Origin of the sequence: Bradyrhizobium yuanmingense (genome assembly GCF_025200905.1) — a bacterium.
GTDB lineage: Bacteria > Pseudomonadota > Alphaproteobacteria > Rhizobiales > Xanthobacteraceae > Bradyrhizobium > Bradyrhizobium yuanmingense.
Genome location: NZ_CP104173.1, coordinates 37,715 through 54,092 on the forward strand (window position 1 = coordinate 37,715; position 16,378 = coordinate 54,092).

The window sequence follows — 16,378 nt, forward strand, 5'->3', positions numbered from 1 at the left end:
CTGCAACTCGAAACTGATTATAGTATAACCCTTCTATCATCAGTCCTCGCAAGCCCCTGACCGGTGGGCGTTTCAAGAACCACGGTGAGCGACCTCTCATCTGACCGATTACAATCCAGCATTGCTGTGACGTTTCCTAACGGGTCGAAAGAGCTGGCCATATGCAAGAGCTGGCTCGCCCACGTTAGCTTGGACGAACGGGCCGGGGGGAGCCGAAGGTAGGTCCTTGGCAAGGGTAGCACAGCGGCTAAAGATCCTTGTCTGTGGGATCCTTCAAGCCATTTGCGCCGGCCCTAGACCTTTCCTTCAACTTTTGCCATGTGGTGCAGACTTCTGACCCGTAAAGGGGAGGCATCAGTTGGAGCTCCTCAGCTTTATTGGAATCCCCTTTGCAATTTGAGGGAGAATATCGTTTGATGGCGCATTAGCAACTTTACGTTGCCCATTTTCTTGCTGGGAGGCCGCCATGCGAAAAGGTGCCGTTGTCTTAGCTATTTCCCTTGCAAGTTACTCGACAGCCCTAGGACAGGCGCAGACCACCAACGCTAGTTCGGCGGGCAATCCTGGCATATACAAATTGATGGATGCGCGCTTACCGGATACTCCAAAATACAGCATATCGGTGGAAAGCTTGGCGGGTGCGCAAGTGGGGCTCTATGAAGACCCCGACACCGCGAAGAAGCGATTTTTCATCATGCCGTTCCTTTTGCCTGACTGGAACGCGCTCAATCATGCAATCACGTCGAACTGTCCAAACGCAGAAGATACGCCGGTAGCAGTCGCTCTGCCGCTGGAGTTCTTCCGTGAGACCGTCAGGGACGAAGTCGCGAAGGCCGCCTCACGCATTTCAGGCACTCAGATTCAGCGTGAACAAATTTGGATGTACCCGTATGCCTGGATGTATGTGGAGGTGAGTGCGGCAGACAAAGCCTATCCGCGCCGCATTATTGCTCAATATCCGACCACTGCTAAAGACTTCGCTGTTAAAGAGCGAGCGCTCCGCATTACGCCTCCCGAACCGGTCGTGGCGACATTTACAGCCAGCTGTGATGAACTTAGGCGCATGTACGAAACAAAGGACATTTCTGGGAAATTCTACGCACCGTACACGGAAATGAAGAAGAATATATTTTCCGTGACTTATCGCGATTTTGAAGGATCGGAGTCCTTCCGTTCGCTGGTGAGAGACGAATCGGCCTCGGGTGACCAGTCAGTGCGCAGCACCGCCTCGGCTGGAGGGTTTGGCTTTAACTTCAGCAGTCTTGGCGGGGGAGCAAAGAAAAGTGACGCTGAGACGCGGGTAGCAGACACCCGAAAACGATTTGTAACCTCGAATCTGGTGACTGATGCCGCCAAAACGTTCGCGAAAACTTTGAACATAGTCTCGCGACGTGAGTTCGAGTCCAAAGGTTATGATCTTGCCGCTCTTGCAGACGAACTTAGAAACTTCGTCATTAAGAATAGCCGCGCGACTTCTGCACGCATCGAGCGCATCGACACCAACACGTGGCAGCTGGTGAGTCCTGAGATCACGCGCACAGTAACCAATGATCAGATGAAGCAGGTAGTTACGAGTTCCGATAAGTACAACATTGACTTTGGACAGAAAACGTCGATCGGCTGCTCGGGCGATAAGACGGATGAAGATCCAAAGAAGAGCGGAGCGGCCGGCGGAAGCCCGTATTGCGTAAGCGTCGACAAGAATACAAAGTTTGTAGATGACAACCAGATCACGTGGGACAAGCAAGGCGAGACGTGGATCCCTACCTCAGTCGTGCTCTATGCTGTGTCCGCAGAGCGTATATCGGACTCTGTAGACTTTCAAATCGTTGACTCCTTGGCTGCGGAGAGCGGAATACTACAGACTGAGCTGCAGCCCGTCGTTAAGCAGCACATTCTACCAGCTGATCTCAAGCAACTGATGGATGAGGGGTTTCAGGACAGAGTAAAGCCGCTGTTGGCACAGCAGGCGAAGGCGATGGAAGATAGCCTCACTAGGCTGAAGTCAGGCATGAAGGTTTCTACCCAGCAGATCTGCACAGGTGAATACGACGGTCCATGCAGTCCATATCGGCGGTTTGATCCCAGGGATTGGCCAATGACACGGATAGGCCCCGCGGTATGTCCTAAAGGCGCTTCTTACTTTCCGACGCAGCTTCGAGTGACATCTGGTGGTTGCTGCGGTTACGCCTGGTACAACATCACATGCGTTGCGTTCGAGTGAGACATTCTCAGATGTTGAAGCTCGCATCAGGTATCATTGGCCTCTCTCTCTCGAGCGTCATCGGAAGCACCTGTTTTGCGAATAGCAACGTCATCGTACCCGACCGAACCGGAGCCGGATTGATACGCTGTAGCTGCATTGCAGCAGTATCAGCGTGTAAGTCAAAGATGCTGAATCAACTTTCCGCTCAGTCTGGCCTTATTAGCTGGCGGCAAGAAGTTGGCTTGCAGGCAGGCAAGTCTGTGGATCTTTCTTTGGCGTGCTGGAGAAAACGCGACGCACCGAAGATGGGAGAGGGAGTTTGTTGTCAGAACGGCGGAAATGAAAAGGACGTGCAATTCTTCTGGGGCGAGTTGGACTAACCTCAACAATCATCACTAAGACGCGGAGCTAAATGTAATAGGATCGCAATCACTACATGAACCAATGAGATCCAGAGTGCTTTCGTCTTCAGGATCGCCGGTTGGTGAGCAATAGCCCTGGAATTGACGCGCGCCGCTCGTTCTCCCGTGCGCGATAGGCTTGGCAATAACGCAACTCACAAAAAGCCCGCCGTCAGGTGGACGCCAACGGTTGGCAGTCTACCTACCTACTCACGACTCTCCAACCGCGGAGCCCGGGGAGCGTTTCCCGAGCGCGTTCTAACATACAGCCTTAACCCGGTTGATTTTTCAACCTCAACGAGAACGCTAGCCGAACGGCAAGAGAACGCTTGTGATGCAGCAGTCATCGAGGCGAACGGCATTGAGCTCGATTATCTCGAAGTGTGAGGGTGGTGCAAACGCTGCCTCAACCGCATATTGGAGGCATGGCTGCAAGAGACTACGACGATAGGCACTTGAAGTGCCCCAACTGCGGAAAATCGGGCGTGGCCGAGACCTCGACGGGTGACCACCCGTACATGAAAAGCGATGAGTTCATGATCCATCGTTTGCCAGAGGGGTTCTCAGCAGTTCGGGAATCGCGGTGGCGCCGAGAAACCACGGTGCAGTGCAACGAATGCAAGGTGCCATTCCCCATATGACTATGAAGCGTCCGCGCGACGCCATTTACGCCGGCTGCGACCCGAAGCGTCGCCACCCTCCGCCCCTCTGGAATTGGGGCACGTAAAGAAATTTCGCCACAATCAAAACCGATCAATACGGCACGAGCCGCTTAGTATTGCGGACGCTTCAGCAGCTCGGGCAACCGGGAGATTGCCTTGGCAATCCGCCTCGCCTCCTCCCTTGAAAGGAAGTCGTTGGCGTATTGGTAGCTCCGTTGATGCAGGTCCTCACGACGAGGGACGGCGCAGATGAAGAGCCGCTAGCGTCGAACACGCGGAAGCCGTCCCTGTCCTCCTTCGTCACCCAAGGAGCCGGGAAGCGCCGGAGATTGTCCCATCAGGCCCTGCGGCGCGCTGGAGTCCCTTTCAGAGGTTTGCCAGAGACGTAGGTCGGCTTCTTGGCCTTCTCCTCGCTCGCGAGCCGATCCCGTTCAGCGCAAAGTCCTTCCACCTTCGCTTGCATTCGGGAGAGGAGTGCTTCGGCCGAGGCGGTCGAGATGCCGGCGCGCTGTAGCTGAAGGATCTCCTTCCGCTGCCGGCCGATCTGCGTAAGCGCCGTTCCGCTCCCACCTTCTCACGGCACATGGGATAGGCGAGTTTCACGATCTCTTTGAAGGGATCGGCTTGTGTCTATGCTTGACCATACGCTTAATTCGGACGTGACGGCGCGCCGGCTGGAAGTGATCACGGAGACGGGACGCCGTCGTTGGTTCTCCAAGGACGACAAGGCCCGGATTGTCGAGGAGACGCTGGTCGCAGGCGCGGTCGTTTCCGAGATTGCCCGGCGACACGGGCTGACCCCACAACAAGTGTTCACCTGGCGCCGGCAAGCACGCCGGCAGCCGGCGCCGATGGCGGACGATCCGCAGTTTGTACCGGCGGTGGTAGACGCCATGGCACCAGTCGCGGTTGCTGGCCATGAGCGCAAGACAGCGCGACGTAAGGCCAAGCCGGATGTCGGGGCTCGCCGTTGCGATGCCGGGTGCATCGAGATCGAAGCCGAAGGCGTCACGATCCGGGTCGGCCGAGGCGCGGACGTGGCGATGATTGCGGCCATCCTCCATGCGCTGAAGGCAAGCCGGTGATCGGCCCGTCCGGAACTGTCCGGGTGATGGTGGCAACCAAGCCGGTCGACTTCCGCAAGGGAATGGAGGGCCTGGCTATGTTGGTGCGCGAGCACATGAAGGCCGATCCGTTCTCGGGTGCTGTTTATGTGTTCCGTGCCAAGCGGGCGGACCGGATCAAGCTGATTTTTGGGATGGTACGGGTTTGTGCCTGTTCGCCAAGCGGCTCGAGGAAGGCGTCTTCCGCTGGCCGAAGATCGAGGACGGCGTGATGCGTTTGTCGGCGGCGGAATTGTCGGCGTTGCTCGAAGGGCTCGATTGGCGGCGTGTTCACGCGGCACGGGAGACGGTCGTCCCGACGCAAGCCGGATAATTGTGGGCCGCGCTGCGGCGAAGTGAATCAGGGGCATCGAGCACGTCGTCAGGCGGGCGCGAATATGCTCTGATTTGCCTGTGAGCGATAACCTTCCTGATGATCCCGAGACGCTGAAGGCGATGCTGCTGGCCGAGCGGCATGAGAGCGAGCGGCTGCGCCAGATCATCAAGGAATTGCAGCGTCATCGCTTTGGCCGCAAGGCAGAGTCGCTTCCCGAGGAGCAGATGCTGCTAGGCCTCGAGGACGTCGAACAGGTTGCGGCCTGTACAGAAGCCAGCCAAGACGAGACAGCTCCGGAAGGCCGGGCCGAACCGGCGCGCAAGCGCCGCAACAATCGCGGAGCACTGCCGGCGCACCTGCCGCGGATCGAGGTCGTCGTCGACATCGACGACAAGATCTGCCCCTGCTGCCAGGGCGAACTGCATCGGATCGGCGAGGACAGGAGCGAACGGCTGGACATGGTGCCGGCGCAGTTCCGCGTTGTCGTCACCCGGCGCCCCAAATACGCCTGTCGCGCCTGCGAGGACGGCGTCCTGCAGGCCGAGGCTCCGGCCCGGCTGATCGAGGGCGGACTGCCGACGGAGGCAACCGTCGCCCAGGTTCTGGTGTCCAAATATGCCGATCATCTGCCGCTTTACCGGCAGGCCCAGATCTATGCCCGCCAGGGCATCGCTCTCGATAGATCGACGCTGGCGGACTGGGTAGGGCATGCCGCCTTCCATCTGCGCCCGCTGCATGAGCGCCTTCTCACGGTGCTTCGCGCGAGATCCAAACTGTTCGCCGACGAGACGACGGTGCCGGTGCTCGATCCTGGTCGAGGGCGCACCAAGACCGGCCAGCTCTGGGCCTATGCCGCCGACGACAGGCCCTGGGGCGGCCTCGATCCGCCCGGCATCACCTATGTCTATGCACCCGACCGCAAGGCCGAGCGGCTGTTCAGCCATCTTGCCGGCTTCAAGGGCGTCCTGCAGGTCGATGGTTACAACGCCTATCCAAAGCTTGCCGAGCGTGGCGAGGTCGAGCTTGCCTTCTGCTGGGTGCACATGCGGCGCAACTTCTACGAACTCGCGACAGCCGGCCCGGCGCCGATCGCAAGCGAGGCGCTCAAGCACATTGCCGCATTCTATGCGATCGAGAAGGAGATCCGCGGCTGCAGCGCGGAGGAGCGCCGCCTCGTGCGGCAGCAGAAGAGCCGACCACTGGCCGATGCCTTCGAGGTATGGCTGCGCGCCAAACTGGCTCTCATCAGCCAGAAGACCAAGCTCGCCGACGCCATCCGCTACGCCCTCTCGCGCTGGCAGGGACTGACGCGCTTCATCAATGACGGCCGCATCGAACTCGACAACAATACCGTCGAACGATCAATCCGTGGCATCAAGCTCAGTCGCAAGAACGCGCTGTTTGCCGGATCCGACGGCGGTGCCGAACACTGGGCTGTCGTCGCGTCCCTGGTCGAGACTTGCAAGCTCAACGACGTCGATCCGCTCGCTTATCTCACCAACGTCCTGACCAGGATCGTCAAAGGGCATCCCAACCGCGACATCGACCAGCTATTGCCCTGGTCCTACCGCGCTCAAGCCCTCAAAGCCGTGGCCTGAGCACGACGCTTACGATCCGACGGCGGTGCCGAACACTGGGCTGTCGTCGCGTCCCTGGTCGAGACTTGCAAGCTCAACGACGTCGATCCGCTCGCTTATCTCACCAACGTCCTGACCAGGATCGTCAAAGGGCATCCCAACCGCGACATCGACCAGCTATTGCCCTGGTCCTACCGCGCTCAAGCCCTCAAAGCCGTGGCCTGAGCACGACGCTTACCGATCTGCGAGCGCATATGCTCGATCTCCGAGCGGAGGAATTCGAGAGTGGGCATGGTCCAATCTAGTTTTGCCAGATGGAACGAAAAACGAACTTGGAGTCAGGCGCTGTCAGAGCCTTGCCGCGAGCGGCGCGAACCAATGACGATGTATGGCGGGTTAAGTCTGAGGGCCGGGGTACCCGAAAATGGGTCCCCGGAAAGGGTAGCACAGCAATCAAGGATCCTTCGTCGCGGATCCCCCAAGTCATCGATCACCCCCTTACTCCGAGGCTTCAAGTGCGAGGTTCAACGTCTGCTTTCGGGCAAGCAGCGGACGAAGGTGCACCGGTTAGCGGACCTCACCACGAGGTGCTTTCAGCCAATCACCCGAAGCCCCTTACCGAGCGATTAATTCACTCGTTCCGACCTGCGTCATCTTGATATCGATATCTTGAAACAAGTGGCTTTGCTCGCATTCGATTCTCTCCTTGGCTGTTTCAAGCTTTGTGCAGTCACGTGGGCTCATGTGAAAAAGGTCGGTATAGCTCCAATTGGGTAGCTGAAGCCCGCGTGAAGCGGAGATTACAAAGAGGGCGAATAGAAGCGTAAAGGGGATCAATCGAAGCGGCGTCCAAGTGATCGCTCTGATCCAAAAAGGCATAGCAGTGGCCTTGTCGCCCCGCTTCGGCTTTTCACCCCTGAGAAATGGTATCCAGAATGTTTTGCAAAAACGGTCGGTCAAGAAGTCGCTATGCCCATAGCGCGAGTGCCATCGCGTCTCGACGGCGGGGCGATTGAAACCAGTCGAGCCAACAGATCCGTATCCCCAACCAGCGCTCTCAGCCACGGCTGGCCAAAAATCTCTAGTGCCCACCTCGTTTAAGAGCGGTGGATCAAACCGTTCCAGAACGTGGTCAAATCGAAAATCCTCGCGGACTACACTTCCGCAAAAAATGACCCGGTGCCAATTAAGCTCAGAATAGTCCGTGAGTATTCTGCTCATCACGTAAGTGCCAAAGCTGTGAGAAATCACGGACATCAGCTCGGGATCAACGCCCCTCTCATGCCTGTAGCACCGGCGTGCGTCTTGAATGTCAATAGCTACCCGCCTTATTGGCTCCTCCCTCATCCAGTCAAATGGCATCAGAAAACGCAGCACACTAAACTTGCCGAAGCTGGTGGAGGCAACAAAGAATCCCGCGCTTTCGAGGGCAGGCTTTACCTCGCTCATCCATAGGGCACGGGTGTTAATTCCGTGAACCAGTATGGCAAGATGATTGGTCGCCTCAACCGCTCCAGACGCTCTATCTTGGTCAACCATGGGTATTTCCGCCGAAGATGGACCCTGACAAAATGGCATGATGCTTGATCATTCGCCAATTGGGTTTTGACACAGAAAGGTCAGGGCGGACGTTTGCGCAGGCGTTAGGTGAGCGCGAGCTTGATTTGCTAATGTCATGGTCGATGTTCATGTCGGCAACGCCCCTCGCTGCATCCATGAAAAAGCCCCGACGTCCGTGACGTCGGGGCTTCTTCGGAGTGTTGAAGCGCTGTCGGGAGGGTCAGGTCGTGCGCCAGCCATACGTGGCGCCCGTCTTCCAGCAGTGGTTTGGTGCCACCCGCCCCCCCGTACCAATGTGAACCATGCCCAACGACAACAGCTCTTGTTTCAGCCAGCGCCCGATGATGCGGAGCGCTTGATGGTCGAGCAGGCCATTCAATCCATGGCGGACAACTTCGCGACCAACGGCTTGCAAGGCCGGGGTGCCGGTACGAGAAAGCTGCTGGCATTCTTCAAGGATTCTGGGGTTCTGCAAGATCGGCTGCATCAACTTTCCAAGTTTGGTTTCCTGGAATTCGGCTACGGTCTTGGAATACTTCTTGGACATGTCTACCTCTTCGATTGGCGATATCATTGAGACGTTTAGGCGTTCTTTTTCTTCCAGTCGGCGTGTCTAAGCGCGGTTGCCCGGTAAGAAATTTTCATCTCCTTAGCGGCGGCGTAGATCGAAACGCCACGCTCGAACAAGGAGAAAAGGTGCGCGATGCCGGCGTCGGTCAGATGACCCGTATCCCGAAACCAGTGAGGATTACGCTCGTCTTGACCATTCTCCTCAGGTTGAAGGATCGCGAGGGCGGCTTGCAGATGTTCGACGACTTTCTCGATCTGGGCGGGTGTCAGGGCTTTCATAGGTAATGCATCCTGTCTAAGTCAGTAGGAGATATGTACTACTGAATTCAGTGATACTCAACGGCAAAGTTACCCATTCTGTTCACGATTTTGTGACTCCAAGCCGCCCCGGAGCCGGAGAAGCGGCCGCCAGCCAAACGAAAATGCTCATGCCGAGAAGGTGGCGGCCGAGGACACGTCGGCGAAGAAGATGCCCGCCAGGTCGTAGTGGAAGTCCGCATGCACATTCTGGTGGAGCGGGAGAACGCTAACTCGTCCCTCAACCGGCGGCTTCGACCAATAGCTCGTGGGGGAGGGGGGTAGCTGAAATTGGGTCCCCGGAAAGGGTAGCACAGCAACTGAAGATCCTTCGTTGCGAGACCCTTCAAGCCGTTGCCGAGCTGTCCAGCTTGAGACGAACGTCCGCTTTCGATCGAGTAGCGGGCCGCGATGCCGTTGTCCGCCATGTCGCCGAAGGGCCACAAGCGGACATTTGAGGCGGAAGATAACCCGTGGGCCAAGATGGCAGCTATCGACCACGTTGTAACGGCACTAATACCAGTTTCCACCACAACAGGGCCGAGCATAACCCTCCTACGGCAGCCGCAAAGCCGTTGAATACTAGCGCGTCCAGGTCGCGAGTCGGAGGAGGATTGAGCCAGAGATCGACAATTGTAGGAACAAGGATTAGTGCTTCAGCTGCAAGAATGCTTATGAAGATGCTCGATGTTCGGGAAGGAGTGCTCTGCTTCGCAAGCCAGAGCGCTTTGGGCCACTCTGTCGTAGCTCCAAGCATGGCTGCCGCCCCAATTCCAACAAGGCTCGCCAAAAACCAGAGGAATGAGGTCATCTCCGGAAGGCTGCTCGCGCCCCCGCCGCGGGAATTCGACCAGAAATATACCGACGATAAAGCTATGACGACGAAGCCGGAGACTATGCCGGTCAACAATATCGCCGATATCGCTCGAATAATTAAACCTAGCTTTCGCACGCTGTGTCCCATAATTCGCGAGCACTGTCGGCAATGATACCTAATCGCACAAGTCCGCTTCGGGTCACAAGCAGCGGTTGGAGCGATCCCCCTCCTTGGTCTGCTCTGGCATGGTTAGCCGACATTGCCTGTGGTTCAACTAACGAAGGACGAGGAAATGTTGTGTGATAGATCGTCGTCTCGGCTTGAACCGCCGGTGCCGGTTTCGACAACGTCGCCGTGATGGGCCAATCGGTCGAGCAGCGCCGGGGGACTGGCGCTTCCAGAGCTGCGAGGAGAACGAGGCGCAATTCCTCTCTTGTCGGATCCAGTTGCAAGTAAGCCAGACCAAAAGGTACATCGCAGCGCATAAGCATCAAGGAACATGAGCGCCTGGAGCTTCTTGCTCTCAAACAAATCTTTCAACAGCTCTGGGCCGATTGCTATTTCAATTTTTTTACTCGCTTAGCACCAATTGTAGACCGCAAGAGATTGATGCATGAAATGACTGCTGTTTTCCATTCAGGCGAGAGCGGCCCTTCCCACTCCTCATCAATGTAGTAACGATGCAGAGCGTCGCCCAACAGTGAATTGGTGACAAAAGCTCGACCATCTACAGTGGTAATCGTAGCAAACCAACGTAAGTCGCCCTTGTATGGCAACGGATAATCGATCCAAATCTCGCCGTGCGTTGGGCTTGTCCTTACAATCCAACTTAGCCATTCTTCATAGTCTGGATACTCTCCCTTAGCTTCAGCCTCTGCACATTGTGCAATGTCTTCGTCATCGGTAAAGAAAACGAGTTGCCGTGTCGTGGCAGGTGCGCCTGCGACTCCAAAGTCGACGTTGAATGACCCGACATCAGCTATTTCCTTTTCCGAATAGGGACGTGCGCCCTTCCGGATTCGCTTGTCAATCTTTGGAATGCAGGCGACGATCCGGAATGGTTCCGCTAGTCTAGTCGTTGCCGGGTTTTGACCTTCCGCTGCAAGCAAAACGAAATCAAGCTTCTCCAGCTGAATCGCCCTGGACATTGCCCTCGCCGATTCATAAGCGCGTGCAACGGTGTGTCCGCGAGCAAGGTGCGAATACAACGTTGCTGTGGCTACAATGGACGCTCGGTTTTTGATAATCTCCGTAGTTGCAATAACAAAATCAGAAACCTTCTTCAGATGAACGGCGGCATCCGCTGATGCGCACCCATTTAGAACAATAAGTTTGAAATGATGCCCATTGGCCTCCAAGATCTCGTTGAGCTTTGTGCCGCTCAGCGGAACATCCTTGTCGTGTTCATTGGCTAGGATGAGCTCCCCCTGGCTCAAGTGAGCGGCGACGTGAAGAACGTCTGGCGCCTCGCTTGTTATCAGTTCCGAAAGATCTTCGACTATCGTGTGGGGCCGCCATACAAACTGAATAGCCCCGGCGCTGTCTATACGCCCGAGGAGCTGATCCAATTTAGACTGCTCCCGGTCGAGAGCGAGGGTATCCTGACTTGGCGGGTTCGATGCGACGTATAAGACTTTCATGATAACCCATGGAGTATGGAAGCCGCGACGATCGGATCATCGAGATAATGGATGATCCCGTGATGGTTATCGGTATCATTACGAACGTCTGCAAAGTTGGTGATCAGTACGTCTTGATAAGATCTCGGCAGCTGGGATAGGCAGCTTCGAAAGAGATTAGTTCGATCGATGTTCGGGTTCAGAGCGACGATGTCGCGCCTATCGGCAGCGTTGATCCACGCCTTCACGAGAGGGGGGCGACACAATGGTAGTTTTAATAGCTTCTCGAGTTCAGTCACGATGGCAAGCACCCCTAGAGGGGAGCCAAGTGTTACCAGACGCTCGACCTCTAGATTCACAAGTGCGCCGGCTAATGAATGGTACGCGACGACTGAGCCCAGAGAATGCGCAACAACGATCCGCGGCGGACGAGCTTTTTCAATCGCATCAATTACTAATCTATCAACGTCGCTTCTGACTTTGGCGTCGACCAGATATTGAACGACATCCTTCATCACCAGACGTATGGCGTTTAGCGACAGTCTTGCCGATGCTCTGTCACCGGCTCGTGCGAGGATGCGCCCCACCGGTCCCCGAGATTCGTCTAAGGGATTCTGCTTCATATCAGAATCTCTTAGGACCGGAGATCCAAGTTCAAGCGCTAGCTCAGCGTCGATGGACTTTTCCAGATTTCCCGCCGGACTCTTGTCTCGCGTTGATTCCAATGGTGAAGATCGCTTCTGTGGCTCCAGAGGAACTAAAATGCGTGCGTAGTAGGGAAGACTGGACTCGCTGATGAGATTCTCGGTCAGCCCTAGGCCCGCGCGCTCAGCTCCCCGTGCAAGAGCTTCCAGCCAAGTCTGGCGTAAAGGATCTGGATCGAACCCTTGCTGGTCTCTTCCATGTACGAAAACGATGCTCATGATGAAAACCCCTGCACCCAGAAAATGCGCACAAGCCTACAAATTGTAGAATGCATGAGTCCATTGATCGTTGGAATTATTATGCGGAATATCGCTCGCGACTAAGCTCCGGGATGGGAAGCCCCCCGGGGGTAGCTGAAATTGGGTCCCCGGAAAGGGTAGCACAGCGCGCGAAACAGCGCTCCGAGAGCAGACTTTCCAGGCCCAACCCCGCTGCACCAGCATGTACGAACGATCCGGACTGGTTACAGTCCAGCGTCCTGTTAGCCGTCGATTTGACGTGGGGGAGGGCGAGAATGGGTTTGGGAAAGCAGGCGAAGACGTTGAGCAGGGGGCAAGTAGAAGCCACCCTCGCCTATCTCTCGACCACCAGATATCCAGAGCGAAATAGGTTGATCTTCCTGCTCTCGGCGAAGTCCGGGCTTAGGGCAAAGGAGATAGCTCACCTGACATGGCGGATGGTCTGTGACGCGACTGGCCAAGTTGGCCATGCCATCCACCTAACCAATGATGCAAGCAAGGGTAGGTCTGGCCGGGTAATCCCGATGCATGCCGAAGCGAGGGCCGCGCTCATCGCGTATCGACAGACTCTGACCAAGGTGACCGGCGACTATGTGATCAGCACGGAGCGAATGTCCTCTACGTCGCCGCAGGTCGTCGTGAACATGTTCCAGCGATGGTATCAGCATCTGGGCTTCGTCGGCTGCTCCAGCCACAGCGGCCGAAGGACCTTCATCACCGGAGCGGCGCGAAAGATTTCCACTGTGGGCGGATCTCTCAGGGACGTCCAGGCTCTAGCTGGACACTCCAATCTGCGAACCACCCAGCAATATATTGAGCAGGATGTCGATGCCCAGAGGAAGGTAATCCAGCAGTTGTGAAGCGGCGGTCATGGACAGGCGATACAGTTGCACGCTCGATCGGCGGATCAACGCTCCGAGCATTCAAGCTGAACCTTTCCGATAGCTTCGTAGTCGAGAAGCAGACCGGGAAATGATACGTCTGTCCCGAAAACCGAGATGGTCTGCCGAGTCCAACCGCGAGACGTGCGAGCCACGATCTCGTCCAAACTCTTGGCCGCGAGCGAAGGCACATCCAACAAGTTCGCGTTGCTCTCTTGGATCATTCGCCTCGACACATGAGTCAGCAGTGGAGGGTTGAGTGCTGCGATACCTTGAAGAGCTGACCATGCCGAGGACGTTCCAAATGAAGAGCTAGCTAAAACGGCGGACGCCCACTTCGCGTTCGCGATGTCCAAACCAAATGTGTTGCAAAGTATGGCATCTTTATCTGAGGTTGGTTGACTGTCGAAAGCTGCTAGCTGCCTTATCGCGTGAAGCGAATTCGTCTCAACCTGTCGTGTCATCCGTGCGCCCTGAGGTGGTATAGGCGCTTTGGCCTGAACGTGAAGGGCGGTATTGGTCTTAGGGCTATAAGCGAGCAAATCAATCTCGCCGTGTTTCCACACCACATTTTTCCGGACTACTAATCCTCCTATGCACGAGAGTGCCTTCCCAGCGCGATCAAGCAGCGCTACTTCAAGCGACGATGATACATACTCATCGAAGTGTCGCTTGTTCGTCTTGTTCGCGACATAGACGATGTTGCGCTCGCCTAACATTATAAGCAGGCCGCGGGGACTAAAAAGAAATGAATCTCCTATTTGGACGATAGGAGCGAGATATCCGTCGCCGGAGATGCATTGGCCGGTTCCAAAGGGGGTGTCTGTGAAGACACTTAGAATGCGGTCTACCCTGCTATCGCTCACCCCAGCCAATTCGCCAATCAAGGACCGTACAAAACTCACTTTCAACAATGGCGACGCCCACTCCATACATTCCTTTTGCCAATGCTCGGCGTCATTCGCTGCGCCAATCGCCTTGGACTCCGCCGCTGCAGCCATACCAATGCACCAAGAAGCGAGCGACATAAGTGCTGCGCGAACCCTTAGGTAATCATCACGTTCAAAGTCAAAGGCTTTGAGGTAATCGGCCGAAGAAAGCAGCTCCCGTTCGTAAATGCTTGCGAAGTGATGGCGATAGCTATCCATGAGTAGTAGGAGAAAGTCCTCCGCGACGAGCCGCGGCCAATCGCTCGACATCTTTAGAAGTGTGGAAACGCGAAATGGAAATGGTCTCTCGAGAAACGGAAGAGCCATTTCAGACGCGATCACATCGCATTGTTCGTGGTGAGAGAATTGGGGGCTCGGATGAACAAGTTCAAACCCTCGTTCCGCGTGTTCGACTCTTAGATATCCGTTGCGCACCATAGGCATAATCTCACAGAAATGAGCATAGCCGAGCGCGGATTGAATTTCGCTGATGCTCTGCTCGTCTAGCGCGCCCAAAGCGTCTGCCAAACTCTCGCCAATTTCCGAGCTGCTCGACCGCATGAACGGCATCAAGTACGACAGGCGGCTGAGAATCGTAGCCCCACGCTCTATGTTTGGCTGACCGTGTCCGCTAAATCGGCCCCCGCTGAAGTCTCGATCTGCTGCGAGAAATATCGCGGAGAGTATCGAACGCAAAGGCTGCTTCCATAGCCGCAGTTGACTGGCTTGCGCGTCAGCCGTCGTTTCGAACCTAAACAGCAGGTCATCCGGAGTAGACATATCAGTGAGCCACGGGTGCTAGAAAGTGATTCGGAGCGTACCATCGCGATCACCGGATCCTCAATTAGCGCAGAGCCCTACGTTAGACCACGGCAAAGTATCTCTGCTAAGCATTGTTTCCGGCGTATAACTCATACGCTCGTTGAGCTTCTATCGCATTTGCGCGCGATCCGAGGCTGTCCATCTTGAATGGGGCAATAAGATTTCAGCGTACACCGAGACGCCTCCTGGACAATCCTTTCACAACCATTCTCCTAAGCGACGAGTTTGAAGCGTTGATCCGCGTAGATGAGTAGCTCTGTTGCTAATTGAGTCAGTAAAAAAAGATAGCGCGCGCCCACGTTTTCGGGGCCTCAGGAAGATAAATACCTCGCAGGCATTTGCGTCTTGTTGGATGGCCACCTGAGCATCCCTGCGATCCGGAGTTTACAGAATGCCACCGAGTACGGACGGCATATGGTCTTCTATTCCCAAATCACAGACCGAGTTCGAGTATCCAATCCATCAAACGGAGCAGGAACGAGACATTGATCTCATCCAACCCGTTCATCCGTTTACCGTCCCCTTCAGGCAACGTTTCCCGGCTAGCCGATCCCTGCAATTGATGATCGGCGGGTACTCGCGGCTAGTATCCGATCGAATGGAAGACGGGTGGTCGGCATATCTCGTGACATTCGTATTTGATCATCTCCGCGGTCCACGTGCATCCGTCGTCGGCCAGATGCGGGATGAGGTTCAACGAATTTACTCGACCTTCGTGACCAGAACGCACCGCAAGCCGAAGACCGTCCCCACCCACCAGCTTCCCCTCTTGATCTCGGTTGCTGATTTGCCCGTTGCTAAGTCCGCCCCCTCAAATGAACCGACCTCGTGCAATCGAGGCCTGCATTTCCATGCGGTCCTGTTGGTGCCACCGAACACCCGGCTGAAGGAGCCCGTAACCGAGCACTTCGAGAGCCAGGCGGGCTTGTATGCCGGGCCTAGGAAGTTGGTGGCTCGCATTCACGTCCGCCCGATAACCAGCACGCCGGAATGCGTGGTCGATTACGTTTTCAAGACCGTCCTCCGCGAGCGAATTTCCTATGACGATGCCCTACTTGTACTCCCCCGGGCCAGCGGCGAGGTCCATTGAGCCAACTCGCTTCGATGACCTCCAGCTGGCTGGATGAATTGGGGTCCCTGCGAACTATTGCCGGCGAGACCCGCCGATGCTGACGTAGGAGCTGGTATTCAAATCCCACGCCGCCGTCAGCTCGTGTCACGCAGCCGGCACCAGTTCCGCTGAAGGCAGGACCTGCTCCAGCCGAAAGGTGGACCGAATGGTGTCCAGGGCAACCACTCGCATGACGACGTTCGGCGCCGGGTAGCAGTCGATCGTGCGGGAAGGGGCGGCCGGGTCGCAAACAACCACTACGACCCGGACGATCCCATCGCAGTGATCGACGGCCAGCTGCAGGTGCGCGAAGAATTCACGCTTGGCTACGCTGTTTTTCCAATTGCTGCTGTCGGCCTTGTCATAGACCATCGCTCCCGCCGGTCCGCCGAACTCGTGCCTCCAGAGGGTGACGGCGACCGTCGACCCGTCAGCGGAAACCCCGGACCACCGGTTCATGACGTTGCGCAGACGAATGCGGTACCGGGCGAATGCTGCTGTCCGTGTCATTGCTCTGCTGTTTCCTCTCTTACGCTCCATAG

Annotated in this window: 12 protein-coding genes and 2 pseudogenes; 7 read left to right on the top strand and 7 right to left on the bottom strand. The window is 56.2% G+C overall.

The annotated features are described in order from the left end of the window. Nucleotides 1-466 precede the first annotated feature (466 nt). The 5 genes and pseudogenes from N2605_RS00150 to N2605_RS00170 all read left to right on the top strand — a co-directional run. Nucleotides 467-2,224, top strand: coding sequence for a hypothetical protein (locus N2605_RS00150; protein WP_260345502.1), 1,758 nt, complete (start codon nucleotides 467-469; stop codon nucleotides 2,222-2,224). A 1,677-nt stretch (nucleotides 2,225-3,901) separates the two neighbouring features. Next, a complete protein-coding gene (gene tnpA / locus N2605_RS00155) occupies nucleotides 3,902-4,354 on the top strand; it encodes an IS66-like element accessory protein TnpA (RefSeq protein ID WP_260343607.1) in 453 nt (150 codons plus the stop codon). Continuing rightward, nucleotides 4,351-4,706, top strand: a pseudogene (gene tnpB / locus N2605_RS00160) (IS66 family insertion sequence element accessory protein TnpB). The gene tnpA and the pseudogene tnpB overlap by 4 nt, the downstream one beginning before the upstream one ends. Before the next feature lie 122 nt (nucleotides 4,707-4,828). Continuing rightward, on the top strand, nucleotides 4,829-6,307 hold the full coding sequence (tnpC, locus tag N2605_RS00165) for an IS66 family transposase (protein ID WP_260347495.1): 1,479 nt from the start codon (nucleotides 4,829-4,831) through the stop codon (nucleotides 6,305-6,307). Between the two features lie 15 nt (nucleotides 6,308-6,322). Then, nucleotides 6,323-6,511, top strand: a pseudogene (locus N2605_RS00170) (transposase domain-containing protein); the annotation flags it as partial. 390 nt (nucleotides 6,512-6,901) lie between these two features. Here N2605_RS00170 and N2605_RS00175 read toward each other — a convergent pair. The 5 genes from N2605_RS00175 to N2605_RS00195 all read right to left on the bottom strand — a co-directional run bounded on the left by N2605_RS00175 (nucleotide 6,902) and on the right by N2605_RS00195 (nucleotide 12,072). Continuing rightward, nucleotides 6,902-7,825, bottom strand: a complete 924-nt coding sequence (locus N2605_RS00175) for a hypothetical protein (protein WP_260345503.1) — start codon at nucleotides 7,823-7,825, stop codon at nucleotides 6,902-6,904. A gap of 241 nt (nucleotides 7,826-8,066) precedes the next feature. Then, entirely contained in the window at nucleotides 8,067-8,393 is a 327-nt protein-coding gene (locus N2605_RS00180) for a hypothetical protein (RefSeq protein ID WP_260345504.1), read from the bottom strand. A gap of 35 nt (nucleotides 8,394-8,428) precedes the next feature. Next, nucleotides 8,429-8,695 (bottom strand): hypothetical protein, encoded by a 267-nt coding sequence (locus tag N2605_RS00185; protein ID WP_260345505.1) that lies wholly within the window; start codon nucleotides 8,693-8,695, stop codon nucleotides 8,429-8,431. A gap of 1,392 nt (nucleotides 8,696-10,087) precedes the next feature. Then, nucleotides 10,088-11,098: a CHAT domain-containing protein gene (locus N2605_RS00190; RefSeq protein ID WP_260345506.1), complete on the bottom strand. Its 1,011-nt coding sequence runs from the start codon at nucleotides 11,096-11,098 to the stop codon at nucleotides 10,088-10,090. Nucleotides 11,099-11,166: 68 nt separating this feature from the next. Then, a complete protein-coding gene (locus tag N2605_RS00195; protein WP_260345507.1) occupies nucleotides 11,167-12,072 on the bottom strand; it encodes a hypothetical protein in 906 nt (301 codons plus the stop codon). Between the two features lie 296 nt (nucleotides 12,073-12,368). Between N2605_RS00195 and N2605_RS00200 the strand changes: the two genes are divergently transcribed. Continuing rightward, complete coding sequence (locus N2605_RS00200; protein WP_260345508.1) at nucleotides 12,369-12,953, top strand: tyrosine-type recombinase/integrase; 585 nt, start codon at nucleotides 12,369-12,371, stop codon at nucleotides 12,951-12,953. Nucleotides 12,954-13,000: 47 nt separating this feature from the next. Here N2605_RS00200 and N2605_RS00205 read toward each other — a convergent pair whose 3' ends face one another. Continuing rightward, a complete protein-coding gene (locus tag N2605_RS00205) occupies nucleotides 13,001-14,464 on the bottom strand; it encodes a hypothetical protein (RefSeq protein ID WP_260345509.1) in 1,464 nt (487 codons plus the stop codon). A 652-nt stretch (nucleotides 14,465-15,116) separates the two neighbouring features. Between N2605_RS00205 and N2605_RS00210 the strand changes: the two genes are divergently transcribed. Beyond that, on the top strand, nucleotides 15,117-15,815 hold the full coding sequence (locus tag N2605_RS00210; protein ID WP_260345510.1) for a hypothetical protein: 699 nt from the start codon (nucleotides 15,117-15,119) through the stop codon (nucleotides 15,813-15,815). A gap of 126 nt (nucleotides 15,816-15,941) precedes the next feature. Here the strand turns inward: N2605_RS00210 and N2605_RS00215 are convergent, their stop codons facing one another. Continuing rightward, nucleotides 15,942-16,346 carry a hypothetical protein gene (locus tag N2605_RS00215; protein WP_260345511.1) on the bottom strand — a complete coding sequence of 135 codons (405 nt, stop codon included), beginning with the start codon at nucleotides 16,344-16,346 and terminating at the stop codon, nucleotides 15,942-15,944. Between the last annotated feature and the right edge of the window lie 32 nt (nucleotides 16,347-16,378).

Coding starts and splice junctions, on each gene's coding strand:
- N2605_RS00150 (WP_260345502.1), top strand. CDS start 467: ATGCGAAAAGGTGCCGTTGTCTTAGCTATTTCCCTTGCAAGTTACTCG.
- tnpA (WP_260343607.1), top strand. CDS start 3,902: ATGCTTGACCATACGCTTAATTCGGACGTGACGGCGCGCCGGCTGGAA.
- tnpC (WP_260347495.1), top strand. CDS start 4,829: ATGCTGCTGGCCGAGCGGCATGAGAGCGAGCGGCTGCGCCAGATCATC.
- N2605_RS00175 (WP_260345503.1), bottom strand. CDS start 7,825: ATGGTTGACCAAGATAGAGCGTCTGGAGCGGTTGAGGCGACCAATCAT.
- N2605_RS00180 (WP_260345504.1), bottom strand. CDS start 8,393: ATGTCCAAGAAGTATTCCAAGACCGTAGCCGAATTCCAGGAAACCAAA.
- N2605_RS00185 (WP_260345505.1), bottom strand. CDS start 8,695: ATGAAAGCCCTGACACCCGCCCAGATCGAGAAAGTCGTCGAACATCTG.
- N2605_RS00195 (WP_260345507.1), bottom strand. CDS start 12,072: ATGAGCATCGTTTTCGTACATGGAAGAGACCAGCAAGGGTTCGATCCA.
- N2605_RS00200 (WP_260345508.1), top strand. CDS start 12,369: ATGGGTTTGGGAAAGCAGGCGAAGACGTTGAGCAGGGGGCAAGTAGAA.
- N2605_RS00205 (WP_260345509.1), bottom strand. CDS start 14,464: ATGCGGTCGAGCAGCTCGGAAATTGGCGAGAGTTTGGCAGACGCTTTG.
- N2605_RS00210 (WP_260345510.1), top strand. CDS start 15,117: ATGCCACCGAGTACGGACGGCATATGGTCTTCTATTCCCAAATCACAG.
- N2605_RS00215 (WP_260345511.1), bottom strand. CDS start 16,346: ATGACACGGACAGCAGCATTCGCCCGGTACCGCATTCGTCTGCGCAAC.